Source organism: Bacillus sp. JK74, from assembly GCF_053663395.1.
In genome coordinates, this window is the sequence record NZ_JBSJQB010000002.1 from 678,341 (window position 1) to 698,899 (window position 20,559).

The window sequence follows — 20,559 nt, forward strand, 5'->3', positions numbered from 1 at the left end:
CAACTCATAAGGAGGGACATTGTGTCACAGCCTAATTTGCCCAATATCACCCCTGTCGTTACACTTTCCAGAGACGATACCATTAACCTTCTTCTTTCGTCAATTGCTATGGAAGAGCTGGGAATGGCACATATTCTGAATGCGGAAGGGGAAAAAATCCAATACGCGCTCGGGACGATTCCCGGATTAACAGGACCCCCGTCAAGTCTTGCGGATATTCTTAATCTGAATGAGAGCGTCCGGGATACGCTTGACAGCTTAATGAAACAGGAGCTTCTTCTCGGTTCAAAATTGGACAGTATCTCAAATATCCCTACACTGGCGGGGCCGACTGGTGCCACGGGGCCGACGGGAGCAATCGGCCCGGCCGGAGCGACGGGGCCAACCGGACCGATCGGGCCGACAGGGGTCACCGGTGCGGGTCTTCAAGGGATTGTTGCTTTTAATCCGCTGACCGCCCCTACTTACACGACCGGACAGGTTGTCTTGTATAACGGCAGCTCTTATGTGGCAAACGTAAACAGCCCGTCGGGAACCCCTGGAACCTCAGCTGACTATACACTTTTAGCTGCGGCGGGAAGCACCGGCGCTACTGGCTCCACAGGACCTACCGGTGTTACCGGGGTTACTGGCGGTACTGGATCAACTGGAATTACTGGCGTTACAGGACCGACCGGTGTTACCGGGGCTACCGGCATTACAGGGCCTCCGGGAAGCACCGGAACAAGTCTGACAGCCACTTCCGGCTATGCGAGCAATACGGGCGGCGGTGTTGTCGCAGTTATTAACGGCGGCACGGCCATTTCCTTACCGAATGAACAAAACCTCTCAGCGGATATTACCGCTAATGCCGCAAATACTGTATTCACCGTTGCTCCGGCAGGACGGTACTATATTTCCTACCATATTAATTTAACGGCCGGCCTGCTAGTAAGTTCGCGCATCTTAATCAACGGCACTCCGGCTGCAAGTTCGATTATTGCCCCGGTCGCGTCTTTGGCAAACTTCAATAACTCCTTTATTGTGACTTTGACAGCAGGCAGCACCATTCAGCTCCAGCTGTTCGGATTATTGGGTGCGGCCACATTGCTTGGAGGAAGTGCCGGCGCAGCTTTAAACATTATTCGATTATCTTAATGGAACATGCAAAAAAAGGATCAGGCGTTTGTCCGCTGATCCTTTTTTAATTGAGACAGAAGTTCTTGCGCGGGTTTAAATTGCGGATTGAATTTCACGGATTTTTTGGCGTAAGCGATGGCCGTCATATCATGGTTTAATGCAGCATGGCATTTCGCCATATAATAAAAAGCTCTGAAATCGGCGGCACCTTTTAAAATGAAGTGATCAGCGTTTTCTCCTTCAACCTGCGTTCCGGCTTCAAATGCTTTGATTGCCGCTCTGTACTTTTCCAAATGATATAATACAAGGCCTTTATAATAATGAAGATTGCTGTAATCAGGATAAAGCTTGAGCACTTTTTCAATCCCTTGTTCGGCTTCTTCATATCGCTTGAGCTCAAGCAATATTGTATATTTTAGAAAATACAGAAGAGACGGAGGCATTCGTTTCTCACTTAAAAATTGAAATATCGAGCCGTTGACAAGATGTAATGCTTTTTCATAGTCTTTTATTCTGTAACATTCACTTGCCAAATGATAGACTAGCCACGGATCAGGATTTTCCTCTGAAAGTTCTTCATTTAATATGCTGATATTCCGTTTATGTTTTTGCTTGATTTTTTCTTCCTGCTCCAAGTAGCCGTAGTGATGAATCACACATGGGAGCGTGAAAAAAGCATTGTTTTCTTCCTCATTGGGAGCCGAGATATTCTCGTGAATTCTGCCTTGATACAGAAGGCCTTTATGATTGCGGAACAGTCTCGGCTGCATGCTTTCAAACGCTTCGTTTTCATCGAGCTGCTTCCCCGTATAATTGATGATTTTCAAAAGTCCCCGGCTCGGTAATCCGTCATGAAGCAGCGAAGTTAAAAAACGGCCCGTCTCCTGATCGAGCTCTTCATCCGCGTCAAGCACTAAAATCCAATCCCCTTCGGCATGCTGAAGGGCGTAATTTCTGGCCTTTGCGAAATCATTCTCCCATTCGAAATCAAACACTCTTGCCTGAAAGCTTTTGCATATATCTTTTGTATTATCTTGTGATCCGGTGTCTGCGATGACGATCTCATCAGCGATGTCTTGTACACTTGATAAACAACGGGAGATGTATCTCTCCTCGTTTTTCACAATCATGCAAAGAGTCAGCTTACATTCAGCATTTCCGCTCATTTTCTCACCTTTCCCGATTTTGGAGTTGTTGATTGAACCAAGGCCGTTCAGGAGTGCCGTTCATCGTTATGATGACAGGCCGCACCCATCTGACGGCAGGTTCGGCAGTTGATTCTGCATCCCATTCCTGAAGCTGCCTGACAGCCCGCTTCGTAATGGGATGCGCCCGAAATTCGCGCGGGCTTTCACAAATGAATTTTTTCGTTCGTTCCGTCACTGTCTTCATTTCATGAAAGTGCCGCTCATACATCTGCTTCTGTTCTTCTTCCAAGCTGATCATTAAAAACAGCCGGCCGCCTGTTTCCATCTGCCAGCGGCACAATGCGGAGAACAGCCTGATTTCTTCTTTGTAATTTGAACCCCTTCTTTTATCCACGGTCACAGATAATATATGTAACAGCGCCATCGTGAGACAATGCAAGGCTTCAAAAGATGTCTGTTTCGCTTTTGAGATGCTTTGATACGGCATATGCTTCACCCGTCTTTTTTTATGAACGCTCCCCGCCTTTTTTCTTCCAATCGCATTCCTCACAATCCCCGCACTCACAGCAGCCAATGCGGCCGTAAAACAGGTCGTCACACGGATCTTCCGGATCACTGGGATCGTCCGGATTCCACGGGTCATCAGGATCGCCCGGATCACTCGGATTACTTGGGTCGTCCGGATTCCACGGGTCATCAGGATCACCCGGACCACTCGGATTACTTGGATCATCCGGATTCCACGGGTCATCAGGATCGCCTGGATCACTCGGATTACTTGGATCGTCCGGGTCTATACAGGCTTCAGCATCCTGTAAGTAGATAATGTCTTCAAGCTTCGTCTGCAAAAGGAGTTGTGATTTCATGACGGTGCGCAGGAGCCGTTCAGTGCTTCTATTGATTGATGATAATTCCCCTAAGGAGGGATCGCCGGAAGCGCTGAGAAACATTTGAATCCTTTCCGCTTCCGCCTGCAGAATATGGGATAGTCCGATTTCTTCCATAGCCACGGATGAAAGAAGGAGGTTCAGGGTCTCACATCTGGAGAGTGTAATGTCGGGGGTGATGTTCGGTATGTTTGGAAGAGACATCGATTTCTCCCTCTTTTCTCTTGGTGTCATTATGCAAAAGTGCTATATCGTATTCTTATTCCGGGAGGGAAGAGATCATTACTGATGTTTTCGTTAATAAAATATCCCGGATATGAAATCCGGGATATTCGTTCGTTTCTTTATTTCAATTCAAGTTTGACGTCTACATTTCCTCTTGTTGCTTTTGAATACGGACAGAACTCGTGAGCGGCGTGCACTAGCTTCTCCGCCGTTTCTTTATCAAGATCTTTTGTATCAATGACGAGCGTTACACCGATTTTGTAACCTCCGTCACTCTCATCTTTTAAAAGGCTGACCTGTCCTTCAATTTCAGAGGTCATGTCGATTTTTTGTTTTTGGGCGGCGAGCTCAAGCGCTCCCCCGAAGCAGGCGGCATATCCTGCCGCAAAGAGCTGTTCAGGGTTTGTGCCGGTTTCTCCGTCTTTTTTTGCATTCGGCATGATGATGTCAAAATCCAGCACCCCGTCTTCGGATTTAATATGTCCTGCTCGTCCGCCGACTGCGGTCGCTTTTGAAGTAAATAATGCCATTATTATCAGCCTCCTCATTGTACTTACTGTATATATTGCCCCTGCTCATATTTTTAAACATGATTGCAATAGGAAATGGGCCGTTTTTCGGCTACAATAGGGGTAACGTTAACAAAAAAGAGTTGGTGAAAGAAGTAATGGCAGAAAAAGATTTTGAACATATGAAACTGGAGAATCAGCTTTGTTTTTTGCTGTACGCAAGCTCAAGGGAAATGACGAAACGGTACAAACCGCTGCTTGATAAGCTCAACGTAACTTATCCCCAGTATTTGACGCTGCTTTTATTATGGGAGCACGAAGAACTGAATGTGAAACGGATGGGTGAGCTTTTGCACCTGGATTCCGGAACGCTGACACCGATGCTGAAACGGATGGAGCAGCACGGAATCATCATGAGAAAGCGGTCGGCTGAAGACGAGCGATCCGTGACGATCAGGCTCACAGATGAAGGACGGGCCTTGCAGAATACAGCGGCGGATATCCCCATTGCCATGCTGGAACAGACGGGACTGTCAAAAGAGGAATTAAAGCAGGTAAAACAGTCGCTTTATGAGGTTTTGAAAACGCTGCACGGCAAAAAATAAGGATGCCCCGAATGGGCATCCTTATTTTTATTCTGCTGCCAGAAGCTTCACTTCAATATTTCCCGCTGTCGCTTTTGAATACGGGCAGACACCGTGCGCTTTTTGGATAAGGGCTTCGAGCTGCTGTTTCTCAATGCCGGAAGCTTTAACCTCAAGCGTAACGCCGAGTTTATATCCTTGGTCTCTTTCATCTTTCAGCAGACTGACATGCGCAGTGACCTCTGTTTCAATACTCAGACGCTCTTTTCTTGCTACGAGTTGAAGAGCGCTGTCAAAGCAGGCTGAATATCCTGCGGCAAACAGCTGTTCAGGGTTTGTGGCTTGTTCGAGCTTTTTTGCTCTTGGCGTTCCCGGCATGGCAACATCAAGATTCAGCGCCCCGTCAGAAGACGTGACTTTCCCTTCACGTCCGCCTGCGGCTGATACGGTTGCAGTAAATAATGGTTTTGTCATATAAATTCACCTCTATTATATTGTGTACAACTTAATTTTACAAAATATAATAGAAGCCGTCAATCTTTCCGCATAAAAAAAGCTTACCCTTTTGAAGGATAAGCTTAAAAGATTATATCCGGATTTGTCCGTTTCCTTTGATGATGATTTTTGTAGATGTTAACGCCGGAAGCCCCATCGGCCCTCTCGCGTGAAGCTTTTGCGTGCTGATGCCGATCTCGGCTCCGTATCCGAATTCAAAACCGTCCGTAAACCGGGTTGAAGCATTATGATACACGGCGGCGGCGTCCACGGCGGTCTGGAAGTAAGCCGCATGCTCGGCGTTCTCCGTCAGAATGGCTTCTGAATGGTTTGTGCCGTACTGCTGAATGTGGCGGACCGCCTCCTGTACGTCCTGCACCGTTTTCACACTGAGAATCGGCGCCAGGTACTCCGCTCCCCAATCGGCTTCTTCTGCTTGTTTCGCTTGAGGCTCCAGCCCGCATATCACCTGATCTCCTCGGAGCTCCACCCCTTTTTCTGTCAGCTGATTCAGCAGCTTTCGCCCGTGTTCTTCGGCCCATTTTTCATGAATCAAAAGAGATTCAATCGCATTGCAGACCGAAGGACGCTGTGTTTTGGCATTGATGACGACCTCGCTTGCCATTTGAGGATCTGCTGACTCATCTATGTACACGTGGCAATTGCCCGCTCCGGTTTCTAAAACGGGTACGGTTGATTCCCTGACCACAAGATCAATTAAATTTTTACCGCCGCGCGGGATCAATACATCCAGCCCGTCATTTAATGTAAAGAGCTGTTTGGCGGTTTCTTTGCTTGTATCTTCTATGAGCTGAACGGCATCAATCGGAAGCTTTGACAGCCCAAGTGCGCGCTTCATCACACTGACAAGCGCTATGTTGCTGTGGATGGCGGAAGAACTTCCTCTGAGCACAACCGCGTTTCCGGTTTTCAGACAGAGTGTGGCCGCGTCTACGGTAACGTTCGGTCTGGCTTCATAGATCATGCCTACTACTCCGAGAGGCACGCGGATTTTTTCAATGAATAATCCATTCTCTTTTTGAATGGTCTCCAATGATTCACCGACGGGATCTTCAAGACCGATTAACAGTTCCACAGCGTCCGCGATATCGAGCAGGCGTTTTTCATCAAGCGTCAGCCTGTCAATAATGTCAGGTGTCAATCCTCTTTTCTGTCCTGCTTCAATATCTTTCTGATTCTCTGTTAAAATCAGCTGCCGTTCATTTCTGAGGCCGTCTGCAATACATTGGAGCGCTTCGTTTTTTTCAGCCGTCGTTTTCATGACCATTTCGGCAGCTGCTTCTTTTGCCAAAGCTGCTTTTTGCAATACTTCACTCATTTGTGTTCCCCCTCGTCAAATAAATTCACCCAATCATCTCTGTGAATCACTTCCACCTGCTTCGTTCCTGAAAGCTGGTCGCTCCGCTTCCCTTTGGCTTCTAAAATTTCATCGGATGAGTACTGCGTCTGCCCTTTGCCGATAATGCCGCCGGGCCCTCTGACTTCCACTACGGCTCCTTTCGGAAAACTGCCGCAGACATCGGCGACGCCGGCCGGGAGTAGACTTGACCCGTTATGGATCATCGCCTGCTCCGCTCCCCCATCAATGATGATTTCCCCTGATATCGGAGAATGAAACATGATCCATTGCCGTGTATTATTCACTGAGGACAGATCTTTATCGCCGATATAAGTGCCGTCGCCTTTTCCGTTTAAAATCACCATCAGTTTTTCACGTCCGGAGCCGGTTCCGATAAACACCTTCACCCCGAGCGACAATGCGGTCTGGGCGGCGAGAAGTTTTGACTTCATGCCTCCGGTGCCGACCTTTGAGCCTGCTGACCCGGCATATCCGAGCAATTCAGGTGTGATGTCATTCAGATAGTCAAACCGCTTTGCGTCCGGGTTTTCATTCGGATTGGCATCGTACAGCCCGTTAATGTCTGTGAGAATCATTAATTGGTCTGCATGAATCAAACCGCTTACAAGCGCCGACAGCATATCGTTATCACCGAACGTCAGCTCTTCGACTGATGTGGAATCATTCTCATTAATAATCGGCACGACGCCGCGCTCCAACAGTTCCATTACGGTGGCATAGGCATTTCTGTACCGCTCTCTTTTTGAGAAATCATTTCTTGTTAATAAAATTTGTGCCGGCGTCAGACCGTATCTTTTTAAATGATCCATATATTGCTGCATTAAAAGCGTCTGGCCGACTGCGGCAGCTGCCTGCTTTCCTTTTATCGTAACGGGTCGCGACGGATAGCCGAGAGCGGAAAAACCCGCTGCCACCGCGCCTGAGGTAATGAGGATCACTTCATGCCCGTTTTCTTTTAATAAAGAAATGGCTTCCGTATGTTCCTTGATTTTTGCTTCATCAATACTTCCGTTACTGTTGGTGAGCGAGCTGCTCCCGATTTTCACAACAATTCTTTGTTTTTTCATCGTTTCTCCTCCGTGGCAATCAATCCAAACCGGCTCTCGTCAATAAAAAAAGCCCATTCCGTCCTGAAAAATAAGGACGAAATGGGCTTTCCGTGGTACCACCTTGTTTGAACGCGTTTTTCACGCGTCCCGCTTTCCTGTAACGCCAGGTTATCGCGCCTGAGTTTTCCCCTCAGGACTCCAAGGCAGGTTCGGCAGGTTTCATGCGGCAAAATGTTTCAGCGGGCCATTTTGCTCTCTGTCACAGAAAGTTCTGCGTACTGATCCTCTTCAACGCTCAATGATTTTTTTATATTATGCAAAGAAAACAGGTTCTTGTCAAGACATTTTCATCCATAAAAAACAGCCCGCCTCCCCGGCGGACCGTCATTAATTAAATACGATCGTTTTGTTTCCGTGAACGATGACGCGGTCTTCGAGATGCCATTTTACGGCTCTTGCCAACACGCTCCGCTCAATCGTTCTGCCGATATTCTTCAGATCCTCTGCGTGATCTCTGTGATCGACGCGTTCAATATCCTGTTCAATAATCGGCCCTTCGTCAAGATCGTCCGTCACATAGTGAGAGGTCGCGCCGATTAATTTCACTCCGCGCTCATAAGCCCGTTTATACGGATTAGCGCCGATAAAGGCCGGCAGGAATGAATGGTGGATGTTAATAATCCGATTCGGATGGGCAGATACAAAATCAGACGTCAAAATCTGCATGTAGCGGGCCAGAACAATCACATCAATCTTATACCGCTCCAGCAGCTCAAGCTGGCGCCGCTCCACTTCGGCGCGGATGTCTTTGTTAGCTTTCATGTAATGGAACGGAATATTCAGCGGCTCGACCACTTCTTTCGCCTCTTCATGGTTGCTGATGACGACCGCAATTTCGGCCATCATATTGCCGCTTTGCCATTCCCAAATGAGTTCATGAAGGCAGTGCAGCTCTTTGGATACAAAGATCGCCACTCGCTTCAGCTCACTTGCCAGAGAGAGGCTCCATGTCATGCCGAATGTCTGGGCGATTGAGGCGAACGCCTGCTTTAAATCCTCTTTTTTCTCACGAATGCCCTTGCAGTCGAATTCGATCCTGAGAAAAAAACGTCCGCCTTCAGGGTCAGTCGTATATTGATTTGATTCAATAATATTCGCGCCGTGTTCAAACAAAAACGCGGACACAGCCGATACAATTCCCGGCTGATCGGGGCAGCTGACAAGCAGGCGCCCTTTTTCCTCATTCCCGCGGCGGTATTCTTTCAGCCGCTGTGTCATATATGAATTCATCTGTTTTAATCCCTCGTATCTTCATAATTCGTAACTTATTATAGATTATACTGAAAATTTGATAAAAATCAATTTACGAAAGAACTTTCAGCCCTACGGCTGCGCACAAAATAAGCGCAATGAAAAAGATGCGCTTCGCATCCTTCTGCTCGCCGTAGAAAAGAATGCCGGCTAGTGCGCCGCCCGCCGTGCCGATACCGGTCCAGATCGCATAGGCCGTGCCCATCGCAATCGTCTCCATCGCATAAGAAAGCAGGGAAAAAGAAGCCGCAAATCCGACGATAATGAAAAGAATCCACTTGACTTTCTTTTCTTTTTGAAATTGATTCATTAAAATGACCCCGAGCATTTCACAAAGACCCGCGGCTATCAGGCTGATCCAATGCATTACGCCTTCTCCTCCTTCGTCTCAGGCTTACCCTGTGTGACCAGCTTTAATCCGATGACGCCGATCAGCAAAACGCCGATCAGCACGATTTTCACCGGATCGGCCTGTTCTTTGAAAAGCAGGATTTCACTGAGCACGGTGCCTGCTGTTCCGAGTCCGGTAAAGACCGCATATACCGTTCCTACGGGCAGGCTGTCTGTCGCCTTGATTAATAGATAAAAACTGATGATGATTCCCGTAATCGTACCGCTCCACGTCAGTGCTGAATCAGCATGTTTCAGGCCGGTGACCCATACCACTTCAAATACGGCCGCTATGACCACTAAACCCCATTTCATGTTCTTCATCCTTTCTGTTTCCGGACAATACAAAAAGCCCGGAATAGTCGTCTCACATGAGATTGACTCTCCCGGGCTTTTTTCCCTCCGTGTGCATATGCGGGATATGTCCGCATATGTGTTTTCTCTCGGACCAGGCCATGTATGAATATGCGGAACCCTAGAAAACATGTCTGTTCGTATCATACTACATTTCGCCGAAACGTTCAACGTCAGATGTGATGTCAAATACCGTCAGCCGCCTCCCCCATTTGGTAACGGTCTCACCGGGCACCATGCCGATTTTTTCCGCGACGCGGACGGAGGCAGCGTTTTCCGGATCAATCAGCGCCGCTATGCGTCCGTATTGCTGCGTATGAAAACCGTAGTCCAGACAGGCGTTCGCCGCCTCTGTCGCATAGCCGCAGCCCCAGCGGCGGCGGGCAAACATATAGCCGATTTCCATCAAAGTGTTTCCGCTTATCGTCTGCGGAACGATTCCGCATTGACCGAGAAATGCACCCGACACTTTATCCTCTGCGATCCAAAGACTGACGCCGTATCCTGCGGCCAATCGTTTGTTCCAGGCAATCCATTCCTTCGTTTCCCGTCTGCTTTTAAGAGAAGGATAATATTTCATGACCTCTCTGTCGGTAAACAGCCCGTACAAATTGTCTTCATCGTCATCCCGCATAGTCCGCAGACGGATACGCCCGGTTGTCAGGATGGTGCCGGAAGACTTATGTTTCATCATGCACGCCACGTCTCCTTTCCCTGTAATAGATTATGGATCCGGCAGGAAAAGTCCTTTTTCAGCATAAAAAAACCGCTTTTTAAAAAAGCGGTTTGACGATTACCAAGGCTTATCTGTTCCGAGCGCCTCGGCCAGGGCCTTGCTGTGTTTTAAACGGTTTTTTCGTTCTCCGGCGCGCTGTACGGCCGTATTGTGAAGCATGATTTCTTCCTCGGTTTCCGGCACGATTCGCGGAACGCGCACCGATTTCCCGTTTGAATCGAGCGCGACGAATGTCAGAAACGACGTTGCCGCAAGCTCGCGTTCACCCGTCATCAGGTGTTCTTTAATGACTTTGACAAACACCTCCATAGAGGATGTGCCGACCCATGTGACGTAGGATTCAAGGCATACGGAATCCTGTTGGCCGATCGGGCGCAAAAAATCTACAGAATCCATTGAGGCCGTGACTGTTTCACACCGGCAGTGGCGGGCCGCGGAAATTGAAGCGATATCATCAATATAGCTCATCAGCTTTCCGCCAAACAGCGTATTGTGATTATTCGTATCAAGCGGAAAAACCCTGCTTGTCTTGACAACCCTTGTTTCTTTGCAAAATCTTGATTCTGGCAACTTCATATGATTTAAACTCCCCTTTGGTGTCTGGTCGTTTTGACATTTCATCTGTACCCTATTAAACAATACTTTGCTCGTTTTGTCTAAAATTTTAAATATTAAGTTGGTTAGATATTCTATCAGAAATGTTTCATTATTCATCACATCCGGGAATAATAAACGCACATTGAATACCGATAGGAGGATATCACATGGACGTATCCATTCCCAAATCCACGCGGGAACCAGCTTGCCGCAGTGAGTTTGATGCTTTGCAGACAGTCATCTTATGCCGGCCGGAACACATGACCATCAAGGATATTATTAACGGAACGCAGAAACATTTCCAACAAGAAAATATTAACATACCCGTTGCCCTCAAACAGCATAGTGAGTTTATTGACATTTTAAGATCTCATCAGATTGAAGTCGTCCTGCTGCCTGCCGATCCCGCATTGCCTGAGCAGGTATTCACCCGGGATATCGGATTTGTCTTAGGCGAGACGGCGTTTATTTCAAACATGGCGGCTTCAGTCCGGCAGGGAGAAGAAAAAGTGTTTCAAGACCTGCTTGACGATAAGAAAATCCCTTATACGCAACTGAAAAAAGCGAACATTGAAGGCGGCGACATCTTGATCGCAGACGGCACCGTTTACGCCGGGCTGAGCAAGCGCACGGATAAAGCGGCTGTCCGGGAGCTGCGGGAGGCGCTGCCGGAGATGAATGTTGTGCCGATCCCTCTCAAGGAGGATTTCTTACATTTGGACTGTGTATTTAATATGATCTCGGAAACGGAAGCGCTATACTGCAAAAATGGCTTGCGGCAGAAAGAAATTGATCTTCTCGCCGAACGTTTTGAGATGATAGAAGTGCCTGAAGAAGAGCAATTCACGCTCGGCCCGAATATCCTGTCCATCGGGAATCAGACAATTATCAGCCTGCCGCAGCACCGTCATACGAACCGCGAGCTCAGAAAAAGAGGTTATACGGTCATCGAAACCGAGTTTTCCGAAATTATCAAATCAGGCGGTTCCTTCCGCTGCTGCACCTTGCCGCTTGTCAGAACATCTTAAACATTTACAAGGCAGTTTCCTTCAAGATACGTTAATATAGAGAAGACAAGACTCTAAAGGGGGAAACCGAATGGCTAAGTACATAGGATACGCGGGAACATATACAAAAGGCGGAAGCGAAGGCATTTATTGTTTTGAACTTGATACAGAAGCGAAAAGGCTCAGCCGACCGAAGCTGGCAGCAAAGCTCGGCAACCCGACATACGTCACTCCGAATTCTGATAACAGCATGCTGTATTCCATTGAAAAGGCAGACGGAAAAGGCGGCGTCGCAGCCTATCAGATTCATCAGAACAGCGGGGAATTAACGTTTGTAAACCACCAGCTGATTGAAGGCCCGTCTCCATGCCACGTCAGCATTGATGATAAACATGAATATGTGTTAACCGCTAATTACCACAGCGGAAAAGTGCACGCCTTTCCCGTCAATGAGGACGGAAGTCTGCAGGAGCCGGCTGCCGAAGCCGCTCATACGGGAACAGGTCCTCATGAAAGACAAGAGAAACCGCATACCCATTTCGCAGGCTATACACCAGAGCATAACTACATTGCAGCCGTCGATTTAGGGACGGATACGCTGTATACGTACCAAATGAAAAACGGTTCGCTCACAGAGGTGAAAACTCATTCTTTCGCACCGGGTTCAGGGCCGCGCCACATCGTTTTCCATCCGGCGGAAAAATACGCCTATGTCATGACGGAAATCAGCAATGAAGTCATCGCGCTTGAATACAACCCGACCTTAGGTGAATTCAGAGAGCTGCAGGTCATTTCCGCTTTGCCTGAAGGCTTTACGGACAAATCGCAAGGCAGCGCGATCCGAATATCTAAAGACGGCAGATTTCTTTATGCCGCCAACCGCGGACATGACAGCATCGCCATCTTTAAGATCAACCAATATTCCGGTGAATTGTCTCTTATTGAATGGGTGCCGACAGAAGGCAACTGGCCGCGTGATTTCGCGTTTGACCCTTCCGAGACATTCCTTGTCGCGTCAAACGAAGAAACGGGAAATCTGGTTTTGTTTGAACGCGACTCCGAAACGGGCAGACTGACTCTGCTTCAATCTGACATTCCGGTTCCGTATCCGGTCTGCGTGTCATTTCTGCATCAGGTTTAATCAAAAAGAAAGCTGACATTATATTGTCAGCTTTCTTTTTTGTATAAATGGCAGGCGACAAAACGCCCCGCCTTCACTTCTTCAAGCTCAGGCGTTATCTTACCGCAGAGCTCCATCGCTTCAGGACACCGCGTCCTGAATACACAGCCGCTCGGCGGGTTAAGGGGGCTCGGCAGCTCCCCTTTCAGAATAATCCGTTCACGCTTGTCCTCAAGAAGCGGATCAGGAATCGGGATTGAGGATAAAAGCGCCTTCGTATAAGGGTGAAGCGGTTCCCGGTAAAGCGCAGCGCTTTCTGTAATTTCCATCATGCGGCCCAAATACATCACGCCGATCCGGTCGCTGATATGCTTGACCATTGATAAATCGTGGGCGATAAATAAAAATGTCAGCCCTTTCTCTTTCTGAAGCCTTTTTAATAGGTTGACGACCTGAGCCTGTACCGACACATCCAGTGCGGAAATCGGCTCATCCGCCACGATAAATTCAGGATGCAGAGAGAGCGCTCTGGCAATTCCGATTCTCTGCCTCTGTCCGCCGCTGAATTCGTGGGGATACCGGCTGCCGAAATCGGGATGGAGCCCGACAGCTTCAAGCAGTTCATCCGCCATCATCAGACGGGCTTTTCTTGTATTGTAAAGATTGTGGATTTCCATCGGCTCCATAATAATTTCCCTTACGGTCAGGCGCGGATTTAACGAGGCGTAAGGGTCTTGGAAAATCATCTGCAGCTTGCGGAAGAAGACCGACCGCTGTTCTGCCGCGGCACGGTGTATATCCGTCCCTTCATATGATACCGAACCGGCCGTCGGGTCATACAGACGGAGAATAACTCTTCCGAGCGTCGATTTACCGCATCCCGATTCTCCGACAAGTCCGAATGTTTCCCCTCTTTTAATGTGAAAACTGACACCGTCGACTGCTTTTACGGCTTTCTTTCTTCCTGCGTCAAAATGCATTTTCAGCCCGCTGACTTCAAGGAGCGGAGATGCCGTCATTTTCTATTCCCCCTTTTCGCTTATACAGCGGCGTACGGTGCATAATTCTTTTTCATAGATCGTTCCTTCCAAAGACAGCACTTCGATTGTTTTTCCCGTTTTCGGGGAGTGCAGCATTCGGCCGTCTCCCAGCGCCAAACCGACATGGTGGATCGCGCCTTTTCCTTCTTCATAGGCGAAAAACAAAAGGTCAGCCGGCCGGATATCGTTTACCGCCGCGCCGCACCCGGCTTTTGCTTGGTCCTTTGCATCACGGGGAAGGGTATAGCCGTTTGCTTTAAATATCGAATACATAAACCCGGAACAGTCAAACCCGAAACCGCTCAGTCCTCCCCATAAATACGGAAGCCCGAGAAACATCATGCCCGTTTCGATGACATCGGCTGCCCGTCCTTCCGTATGCCGGCACTCGTCTGCGTCAGCTTCATTTACGAACCGTTCTCCGAGAGGCGTCACAACCCGAAAAAAGCCTTTCTCACGTCCTGATGCCGGAAGACGCGTTAAGAAACTTACTTCCAAGTCCGGTTCGCCGTTTGTGTGATATAAAAAAGCTGTCGGTTTGGTAATCCATACGGCGGGGGAAGATGTATAAAAGCCGTCTTTTGAAAGCTGGCTTTTTTTCATCCAGCCCGGATATCCGCGCGCATCCTTGTTTGAAGGCTGGCCGGGAACGGCAACAAAAGCCCATTCCCCTTCCTCTTTGAGAATGATCACCTCTTCCCCGAAAAGCGCTTGCGTTTGGACAAGGTTGTCTGTGCATAATTGCAGCCGCTCTTCATATCCCATAGACGCTAACCATTTTCTGATCTGCGGCGGGTTTTCAAGCATCGGCGCATCATACGAACGGGGAGATGACGGCAGCGTCCATACGTTGGCTGCCGCCGCTGTAACGGCTGCTCTCATCTTTTCGCCTCCTCTTGTATCGACACACCGATAATGCCGAGACCCGGTTCATCGGGAATCGTAATCTGACTGCCGCTGTATGTGATGCCGCCTTTAATCAAATCATCTTTCAGCATAAGCGGCGCATCAAAATCAAACCTTGTCACATTCCGTTTGCCCGCGGCAAAATGAGCCGCGGCGGTGATGCCGAGCTTGGTCTCAATCATGCTGCCGACCATGCATTCCACGCCGCATGTTTCGGCCATCGCATTGATTGTTTCCGCCTGCTTTATGCCGCCCGCTTTCATCAGCTTAATATTGATTAAATCGGCGCTTCTCGTCTGCAGCACGCAAAAGGCCTGACGGGGGGTAAAGACGCTCTCATCCGCCATAATCGGCGTGTCTACGGCATCGGTGACCTGCTTCAGCCCGGCGATATCGTCTTTATGAACAGGCTGCTCGACCAGCTCAATGCCGAGGCCGGCGTCTTCCATCTTTCGGATCGCAGTCACGGCTTCTTTCGGCGTCCAGCCTTGGTTGGCGTCCAATCTCAGTTTGACGTTTCCGCCGACACGTGATCTGATCGCCTGAATCCGGGCAACATCGTCCGATATGTCACCTATGCCGACTTTTATCTTTAAAATATGAAATCCTTTTTTCACATAACGGTCTGCATCCCCCGCCATCTCCTCAGGAGAATTGACGCTGACGGTAAAATCTGTTTCCAGTGTATTCCGATAGCCGCCGAGAAGCCGGTAAAGCGGCTGTCCGTGCATTTGCGCCCATCCGTCATATACAGCCATATCCACCGCGGCTTTTGCGCTTTGATTTCTTTCCAACAGCCGGCTGATATCATACAAAACAGCTTCCATGCCGGAAAGGCTCCGCCCCAAGAGAGCAGGCTTCAGCACATCGCGGACGGCGCTTTCAATACCGTCCGTGCTGTCGCCTGTAATGACAACCGTCGGCGGCGCCTCGCCCCAGCCGGTCAGACCGTTGTCAAAAGTGAGCTTCACAATGACCGATTCAGCATTGTAAACCGTGCGCAACGCAGTCTTAAACGGCTTTTTCAGCGGCACGGACATCCGTCCCGTTTGAATATCTGTAATCCTCACGCCTGATCACTCCCTTCCGGAAACCCCCGATTCAATCGTTACCGCTTTGGCCGCCGTATCCATAACTGCGCGGGCTCCGATCGGAACGGCGAAGCTCGGTGAACAATGGCCGATTTTAAAGCCTTTAAGCGCAGGCTTCCCTGATTTGACAATGTAATCGTTCAGCACTTGCTCTAAAGTAAGCGACTTTTCTTTATGCTTCGGTTCGCATTGGTGAAAATCACAGACCAGTATTCCGGCTGCGTCTGACAGTTTTCCGGCCATCTTTAATTGATTCAGCATCCTGTCGATTTGGTACGGCTCCTCATCAATATCCTCGATAAACAGCAATTTGTCTTTCGTATCAATTTCAAACGGCGTGCCGAGTGTGGATGTAATGAGCGACAGATTGCCGCCCGCAAGCTCTCCCTCGGCCCTTCCGCCTGTCAGCACCTCCAGCGGAGAAATGTCCTCCGTATAGGTGAATTCCGTTTCTGTAAAAAGCTGATGATACGACGCTTTTGTCAGGGGATCAGCATCTTCAAGCCCGACATCCGTGCTCAGCATCGGGCCGTGAAATGTGACGAGCCCCGTATTTTGATGAATGGCGGTATGTAAAAACGTAATATCGCTGTATCCCCAGAAAATTTTCGGATTGCGGCGGATTAAGCCGAAATCGATGTCGGCGGCAATGCGGCCCGTGCCGAATCCTCCGCACGCGCATATCACCGCTTTGACATTCTGATCACTAAACATGTCATGGAGATCATCGAGGCGCGCCCGATCTTCTCCCGCCAAATAGCCGTGACGGGTCTTCAGCGCCCGGCCGAGTTTCACTTGAAGGCCAAGCTCATTCTCTAAAAACAGCAGCGCGGTTTGCAGCGTCCCGCTCTCAGGCGGGCTTGCGGGCGCAATCACACCGACCGTGTCGCCTTTTTGCAGTGCTTTCGGTTTATGGTTCATGACTTTTTCAATCTCCTTTCCGGATTGAAAAGTGAAACACGCCGCTCCTTTAACGGCAAAAGAGCGGCATATGTTTCCGCTGTAAGATCAAGACTTTTCCGCCCATTTCAGATCAATGTACCCGACGGGGTGCCGGACAATGCCCTTCACGCCGCTGTTCTGCAGATGCACCTGATTGTAAAAGTAAATCGGAATGATCGGAACCTCGTTCATGAGCAGCTTTTCCGCTTTATGCATGAGCGCAAAACGTTTTTTGGCATCGGCTTCCTGTTTTGCCTGCTTGATGCAGCCGTCGTATGCCGCGCTGCCCCAGCCGGTGCGGTTCATGGAATTATCCGTTTGGAAAGCCTCAAGAAAACTGATCGGATCTGCGTAATCCGGTAAAAATGAGCTTTGAGAGAACTGGAACTTCAGTCCTTTCTGCTCTTCTAAAAAGACGTTCCATTCCATATTGGCGAGCTTAACGTCTATACCGAGCACACTTTTGAGCTTCTGCTGAATCGCTTCCGCTATTTTCTTATGCTCCGGTTTTGTGCTGTATGTCAATGTAACGGCGGGCAGCTTGTCATAATGCTCTTCTGCCATGCCTTTTTCCAGCAGTTTTTTGGCTTCTGATTCATCCGGAGTTAGTAAACTGCCGCCCGCTTCGCGGAAATCTTTCCCGTCAGGCTGAGTAAATCCCGGGGATACAAAGGCATGTGCCGGCTTTTCACTGTTTTTGGTCACATAATCCGTGATTTCTTTCTGATTAATCGCTGCAGCGAACGCTTTTCTGATCTTTTCATTTTGAAACGGCTCCATTTTAACGTTAAAACGATAGAAATAGAGTCCGGCCTGATCCCACGTGCGGATATTTTTTCCTCCCATCAGCTGCTCGCTCAGCTCTGCCGGCACAAAGGCGGTATCCAAATCCCCCGACTGGAACATCTGATAGTCGGTATTCCGGTCACTGACCATCGCCCATGTCACTTTATCCAGTTTCACCGTCTTTTTATCCCAATACGTCTCGTTTTTGACCATCGTCATGTTGTCGTCATGCTTCCATTCCGTCAGTTTGAACGGCCCGTTGCCGACAAAAGTTTTTGCTTCAGTGAACCATTTCGGATCAGCCTTGGCGACCTTCTCATTAATCGGGAAATACGCCGGATTGGACACGACGCTCAAAAAATAATCCTGCGGGGCCGCCAATGTGACGACAAGCGTTTTTTTATCCTTTGCCGTGACTTTCACGTCTTCTCGTTTGCCTTTTCCGCTGTTAAATTCTTCTCCGCCTTTGATCATGTAGCCGAGAAAAGCGGAAGATGCGCCCGTTTTCGGATCGAGCATCCGCTTCCAGGCGTAGACGAAGTCTTCCGCCGTGACGGGATCGCCATTTGTCCATTCGGCGTTATCACGGATATTGAAGGTATATGTCAGCTTATCAGCGGACACCTCCCAGCTTTCCGCCATGGCCGGTTCGGGCTTATTATCTTTTCCGAGCCTCGTCAATCCTTCCATGATGTTATTCAGCGGCTGCCAGGAAACATTATTAAATCCGATCGGCGGATCAAGTGAGGTCGGCTCATTTTCGTTATTGAGCCGCAGCACCGTCTCACCCTCCTGTTCTTTTGCTTTGCCGGGTTCTGTCCCCGCCTGTTCATTGGCTGTACAGCCCATCAGAGCAAACGAAACAACAGCAATCACACCAATCGCCCATCTCTTTTTCATTTCAATCCCCCTTTTTCCTCTGCTGCAGTCAGCTGCTGCTTCAGCCGCTCTGCACGGTGATCCTGAAGCCAGCAGTTGACGATATGGCTTTTGGATTTCACGGTTGTTGCCGGGTATACCTTTTCACAGACGATCATCCTGTCCGGGCAGCGGGCGGCAAACGGGCAGCCCGGCGGCGGATCGAATAAATCAGGCGGCGTCCCGTCAATCGGCGAAAGCTCACTATCTTCCATATCCAGCCGCGGCACTGAACGAAGCAGCCCCTTTGTGTATGGATGAGCCGGATGGTAAAAAATATCATGCCTCGTGCCGATTTCGGCGATTTTCCCCGCATACATGACGGCGACTCTGTCGGCGGTCTGAGCGACGACGCCGAGATCATGGGTGATCAGAATAATAGACACGCCTGTTTTTCTTTGAATCTTCTTAAATAATTCAAGGATTTGTGCTTGAATCGTCACATCAAGAGCCGTTGTCGGTTCATCGGCGATCATAATTTCCGGCTCGCAGATCAGAGCCATCGCGATCACGATCCGCTGCCGCATGCCCCCGCTTAATTGGTGGGGGTACTGCTTCAGGCGGGATTTCGAGTCCGGGATACCGACCAGATCCAGCATGGCGAGAACCTCGGATTCAGCTTGTTTTCTTGTCATGGCGCGGTGTTCCAACAGCGCTTCTGAAAGCTGATCCCCTATGGTCAAAGTCGGATTGAGCGCCGTCATCGGGTCCTGAAAAATCATAGAAATATCGCGCCCCCGGATTCCCCGCATTTCCCGATCCGACATTCGGCAAAGGTCTTTCTGTTTAAATTGTATGCTTCCGGATTCAATCTTTGCCGAATGTTTCGGAAGAAGACCCATCACGGCTTGTGACGTCACGCTTTTTCCGCATCCCGATTCACCGACGATCGCAAACGTTTCACCTTTATATAAATCGAAGCTGACGCCTCTTACGGCTTTTACAGTGCCTCCGTATGTTGAAAAAGTAACATGCAGATTTTGAACGGAAAGAACTTGCTGCGCCATTTTTCCTACCTCCTCAGTTTCGGGTCTAACGCGTCCTGCAAGCCGTCTCCAAGCACGTTAAACGCGTACATCGTTAAGGAAATGAAAAAAGCGGGAAAAAACAGCCGCCACCAATGGCCTGATAAAATCGCCGGCAGCCCGTCATTTGCCATGACTCCCCAGCTTGCAAACGGCGCCTGAATCCCGAGTCCGAGAAAACTTAAAAATGATTCCGCAAAAATCGCCGCCGGCACCGTCAGCGTCATTTGGACAATAATGGCTCCCATCGTATTCGGCAGCAGATTTTTCTTAATGATCCGAAATGTTTTCGCTCCAAATGTTTTCGATGCCAATACGTGTTCATCATGCTTCATCCTCAGCACCTGCCCTCTCACAATCCGCGCCATGCCGACCCATCCCGTTACTGTCAGAGCGACGATAATGGAACTGAGCCCTGGCCCCATCAGCACCATTAACAAAATGACAACGAGCAGATAAGGCAAACCGTAGAGAACCTCGATGATTCTCATCATGGCGCTGTCTGTCCGGCCCCCTTTGTAGCCGGCGACGCCTCCGTAGATAACGCCGATCAAAAAGTCGATCAGTGCCGCCATCACACCGACAAATAAAGAGATTCTCGCTCCGTACCACGTTCTTGTAAACACGTCCCGGCCAAGTTCATCGGTTCCGAACCAGTGTGAAAAAGACGGCGGAAGATTCTGCTCGGCGAGCGTCTGCCTTGTCACACTGTGCGGTGATATCAGCGGGCCGAACACAGCCGCTAGAAACAGGCAGCATAATATCACAAGTCCGGCCATCGCCAATTTGTTCTTTTTAAGCCGCCGCCACGCATCCTGACTGTAAGACAGGCTCGGACGCTTGACCGACTCGGTTTCACCCTTTCTTTCCGCGCCCGGCTGAAACCAGTCATCAGGCACTTCTGTGTGTTTTACCGTTTCTTGCGGGAGATTCATCAGG

General features: G+C 49.2%; 23 protein-coding genes, 1 riboswitch and 1 other annotated feature. Of the genes, 4 read left to right on the top strand and 19 right to left on the bottom strand.

Features of this window, described 5'->3' with window-relative positions:
• Positions 1 to 21 precede the first annotated feature (21 nt).
• Complete coding sequence (locus ACWJJ5_RS07720; protein ID WP_146283594.1) at positions 22 to 1,137, top strand: BclA C-terminal domain-containing protein; 1,116 nt, start codon at positions 22 to 24, stop codon at positions 1,135 to 1,137.
• Between the two features lie 20 nt (positions 1,138 to 1,157).
• Here ACWJJ5_RS07720 and ACWJJ5_RS07725 read toward each other — a convergent pair whose 3' ends face one another.
• The 4 genes from ACWJJ5_RS07725 to ACWJJ5_RS07740 all read right to left on the bottom strand — a co-directional run bounded on the left by ACWJJ5_RS07725 (position 1,158) and on the right by ACWJJ5_RS07740 (position 3,909).
• The gene (locus tag ACWJJ5_RS07725) at positions 1,158 to 2,285 is read right to left on the bottom strand and encodes a glycosyltransferase (RefSeq protein ID WP_024085212.1); all 1,128 of its coding nucleotides are present in this window, start codon (positions 2,283 to 2,285) and stop codon (positions 1,158 to 1,160) included.
• A 4-nt stretch (positions 2,286 to 2,289) separates the two neighbouring features.
• Positions 2,290 to 2,754, bottom strand: coding sequence for a hypothetical protein (locus tag ACWJJ5_RS07730; RefSeq protein ID WP_454022323.1), 465 nt, complete (start codon positions 2,752 to 2,754; stop codon positions 2,290 to 2,292).
• A 19-nt stretch (positions 2,755 to 2,773) separates the two neighbouring features.
• Entirely contained in the window at positions 2,774 to 3,358 is a 585-nt protein-coding gene (locus ACWJJ5_RS07735) for a hypothetical protein (protein WP_225979747.1), read from the bottom strand.
• Positions 3,359 to 3,498: 140 nt separating this feature from the next.
• Complete coding sequence (locus tag ACWJJ5_RS07740; protein ID WP_003154758.1) at positions 3,499 to 3,909, bottom strand: organic hydroperoxide resistance protein; 411 nt, start codon at positions 3,907 to 3,909, stop codon at positions 3,499 to 3,501.
• Positions 3,910 to 4,046: 137 nt separating this feature from the next.
• On the opposite strand from ACWJJ5_RS07740, the gene ACWJJ5_RS07745 reads away from it, so the two are divergent.
• Positions 4,047 to 4,493 carry a MarR family winged helix-turn-helix transcriptional regulator gene (locus ACWJJ5_RS07745; RefSeq protein ID WP_070081699.1) on the top strand — a complete coding sequence of 149 codons (447 nt, stop codon included), beginning with the start codon at positions 4,047 to 4,049 and terminating at the stop codon, positions 4,491 to 4,493.
• Positions 4,494 to 4,520: 27 nt separating this feature from the next.
• Here ACWJJ5_RS07745 and ACWJJ5_RS07750 read toward each other — a convergent pair whose 3' ends face one another.
• From ACWJJ5_RS07750 to ACWJJ5_RS07785, 8 genes are all read right to left on the bottom strand, one after another.
• Positions 4,521 to 4,946 carry an organic hydroperoxide resistance protein gene (locus tag ACWJJ5_RS07750; RefSeq protein WP_230014287.1) on the bottom strand — a complete coding sequence of 142 codons (426 nt, stop codon included), beginning with the start codon at positions 4,944 to 4,946 and terminating at the stop codon, positions 4,521 to 4,523.
• Between the two features lie 112 nt (positions 4,947 to 5,058).
• Positions 5,059 to 6,306, bottom strand: a complete 1,248-nt coding sequence (gene proA, locus ACWJJ5_RS07755) for a glutamate-5-semialdehyde dehydrogenase (protein WP_094247009.1) — start codon at positions 6,304 to 6,306, stop codon at positions 5,059 to 5,061.
• Complete coding sequence (proB, locus tag ACWJJ5_RS07760) at positions 6,303 to 7,415, bottom strand: glutamate 5-kinase (protein WP_014304874.1); 1,113 nt, start codon at positions 7,413 to 7,415, stop codon at positions 6,303 to 6,305. Before proB ends, proA begins: the two co-directional genes overlap by 4 nt.
• A 69-nt stretch (positions 7,416 to 7,484) precedes the next feature.
• Positions 7,485 to 7,698 (bottom strand) — a binding site (T-box leader).
• Between the two features lie 86 nt (positions 7,699 to 7,784).
• Positions 7,785 to 8,687, bottom strand: a complete 903-nt coding sequence (gene purU / locus ACWJJ5_RS07765; protein ID WP_017417625.1) for a formyltetrahydrofolate deformylase — start codon at positions 8,685 to 8,687, stop codon at positions 7,785 to 7,787.
• A 73-nt stretch (positions 8,688 to 8,760) separates the two neighbouring features.
• Positions 8,761 to 9,075 carry a DMT family transporter gene (locus tag ACWJJ5_RS07770; RefSeq protein WP_454022324.1) on the bottom strand — a complete coding sequence of 105 codons (315 nt, stop codon included), beginning with the start codon at positions 9,073 to 9,075 and terminating at the stop codon, positions 8,761 to 8,763.
• Positions 9,075 to 9,413, bottom strand: coding sequence for a DMT family transporter (locus tag ACWJJ5_RS07775; RefSeq protein ID WP_454022325.1), 339 nt, complete (start codon positions 9,411 to 9,413; stop codon positions 9,075 to 9,077). Before ACWJJ5_RS07775 ends, ACWJJ5_RS07770 begins: the two co-directional genes overlap by 1 nt.
• Positions 9,414 to 9,479: 66 nt before the next feature.
• Positions 9,480 to 9,588, bottom strand: a riboswitch (guanidine-I (ykkC/yxkD leader).
• A 12-nt stretch (positions 9,589 to 9,600) separates the two neighbouring features.
• Positions 9,601 to 10,146 (bottom strand): GNAT family N-acetyltransferase, encoded by a 546-nt coding sequence (locus ACWJJ5_RS07780; protein WP_094247010.1) that lies wholly within the window; start codon positions 10,144 to 10,146, stop codon positions 9,601 to 9,603.
• 99 nt (positions 10,147 to 10,245) lie between these two features.
• A complete protein-coding gene (locus ACWJJ5_RS07785; RefSeq protein WP_017417623.1) occupies positions 10,246 to 10,764 on the bottom strand; it encodes an acyl-CoA thioesterase in 519 nt (172 codons plus the stop codon).
• Between the two features lie 188 nt (positions 10,765 to 10,952).
• Between ACWJJ5_RS07785 and ACWJJ5_RS07790 the strand changes: the two genes are divergently transcribed.
• Both ACWJJ5_RS07790 and ACWJJ5_RS07795 read left to right on the top strand, forming a co-directional pair.
• Entirely contained in the window at positions 10,953 to 11,813 is an 861-nt protein-coding gene (locus ACWJJ5_RS07790; RefSeq protein WP_167860078.1) for a dimethylarginine dimethylaminohydrolase family protein, read from the top strand.
• A gap of 70 nt (positions 11,814 to 11,883) precedes the next feature.
• Positions 11,884 to 12,933, top strand: a complete 1,050-nt coding sequence (locus tag ACWJJ5_RS07795; RefSeq protein ID WP_416406269.1) for a lactonase family protein — start codon at positions 11,884 to 11,886, stop codon at positions 12,931 to 12,933.
• Positions 12,934 to 12,959: 26 nt separating this feature from the next.
• Here the strand turns inward: ACWJJ5_RS07795 and ACWJJ5_RS07800 are convergent, their stop codons facing one another.
• The 7 genes from ACWJJ5_RS07800 to ACWJJ5_RS07830 all read right to left on the bottom strand — a co-directional run bounded on the left by ACWJJ5_RS07800 (position 12,960) and on the right by ACWJJ5_RS07830 (position 20,555).
• Positions 12,960 to 13,931, bottom strand: a complete 972-nt coding sequence (locus tag ACWJJ5_RS07800) for an ABC transporter ATP-binding protein (RefSeq protein ID WP_007610864.1) — start codon at positions 13,929 to 13,931, stop codon at positions 12,960 to 12,962.
• 3 nt (positions 13,932 to 13,934) lie between these two features.
• On the bottom strand, positions 13,935 to 14,834 hold the full coding sequence (locus ACWJJ5_RS07805) for a C40 family peptidase (RefSeq protein ID WP_166706526.1): 900 nt from the start codon (positions 14,832 to 14,834) through the stop codon (positions 13,935 to 13,937).
• Entirely contained in the window at positions 14,831 to 15,898 is a 1,068-nt protein-coding gene (locus tag ACWJJ5_RS07810) for a dipeptide epimerase (protein WP_205747600.1), read from the bottom strand. Before ACWJJ5_RS07810 ends, ACWJJ5_RS07805 begins: the two co-directional genes overlap by 4 nt.
• Positions 15,899 to 15,934: 36 nt before the next feature.
• Positions 15,935 to 16,870, bottom strand: coding sequence for a S66 peptidase family protein (locus ACWJJ5_RS07815; protein ID WP_007407244.1), 936 nt, complete (start codon positions 16,868 to 16,870; stop codon positions 15,935 to 15,937).
• An 87-nt stretch (positions 16,871 to 16,957) separates the two neighbouring features.
• Positions 16,958 to 18,577, bottom strand: coding sequence for a peptide ABC transporter substrate-binding protein (locus ACWJJ5_RS07820; RefSeq protein ID WP_094247014.1), 1,620 nt, complete (start codon positions 18,575 to 18,577; stop codon positions 16,958 to 16,960).
• Positions 18,574 to 19,602 carry an ABC transporter ATP-binding protein gene (locus tag ACWJJ5_RS07825; RefSeq protein ID WP_025851774.1) on the bottom strand — a complete coding sequence of 343 codons (1,029 nt, stop codon included), beginning with the start codon at positions 19,600 to 19,602 and terminating at the stop codon, positions 18,574 to 18,576. Before ACWJJ5_RS07825 ends, ACWJJ5_RS07820 begins: the two co-directional genes overlap by 4 nt.
• A 5-nt stretch (positions 19,603 to 19,607) precedes the next feature.
• Positions 19,608 to 20,555 carry an ABC transporter permease gene (locus tag ACWJJ5_RS07830; protein WP_024085201.1) on the bottom strand — a complete coding sequence of 316 codons (948 nt, stop codon included), beginning with the start codon at positions 20,553 to 20,555 and terminating at the stop codon, positions 19,608 to 19,610.
• Between the last annotated feature and the right edge of the window lie 4 nt (positions 20,556 to 20,559).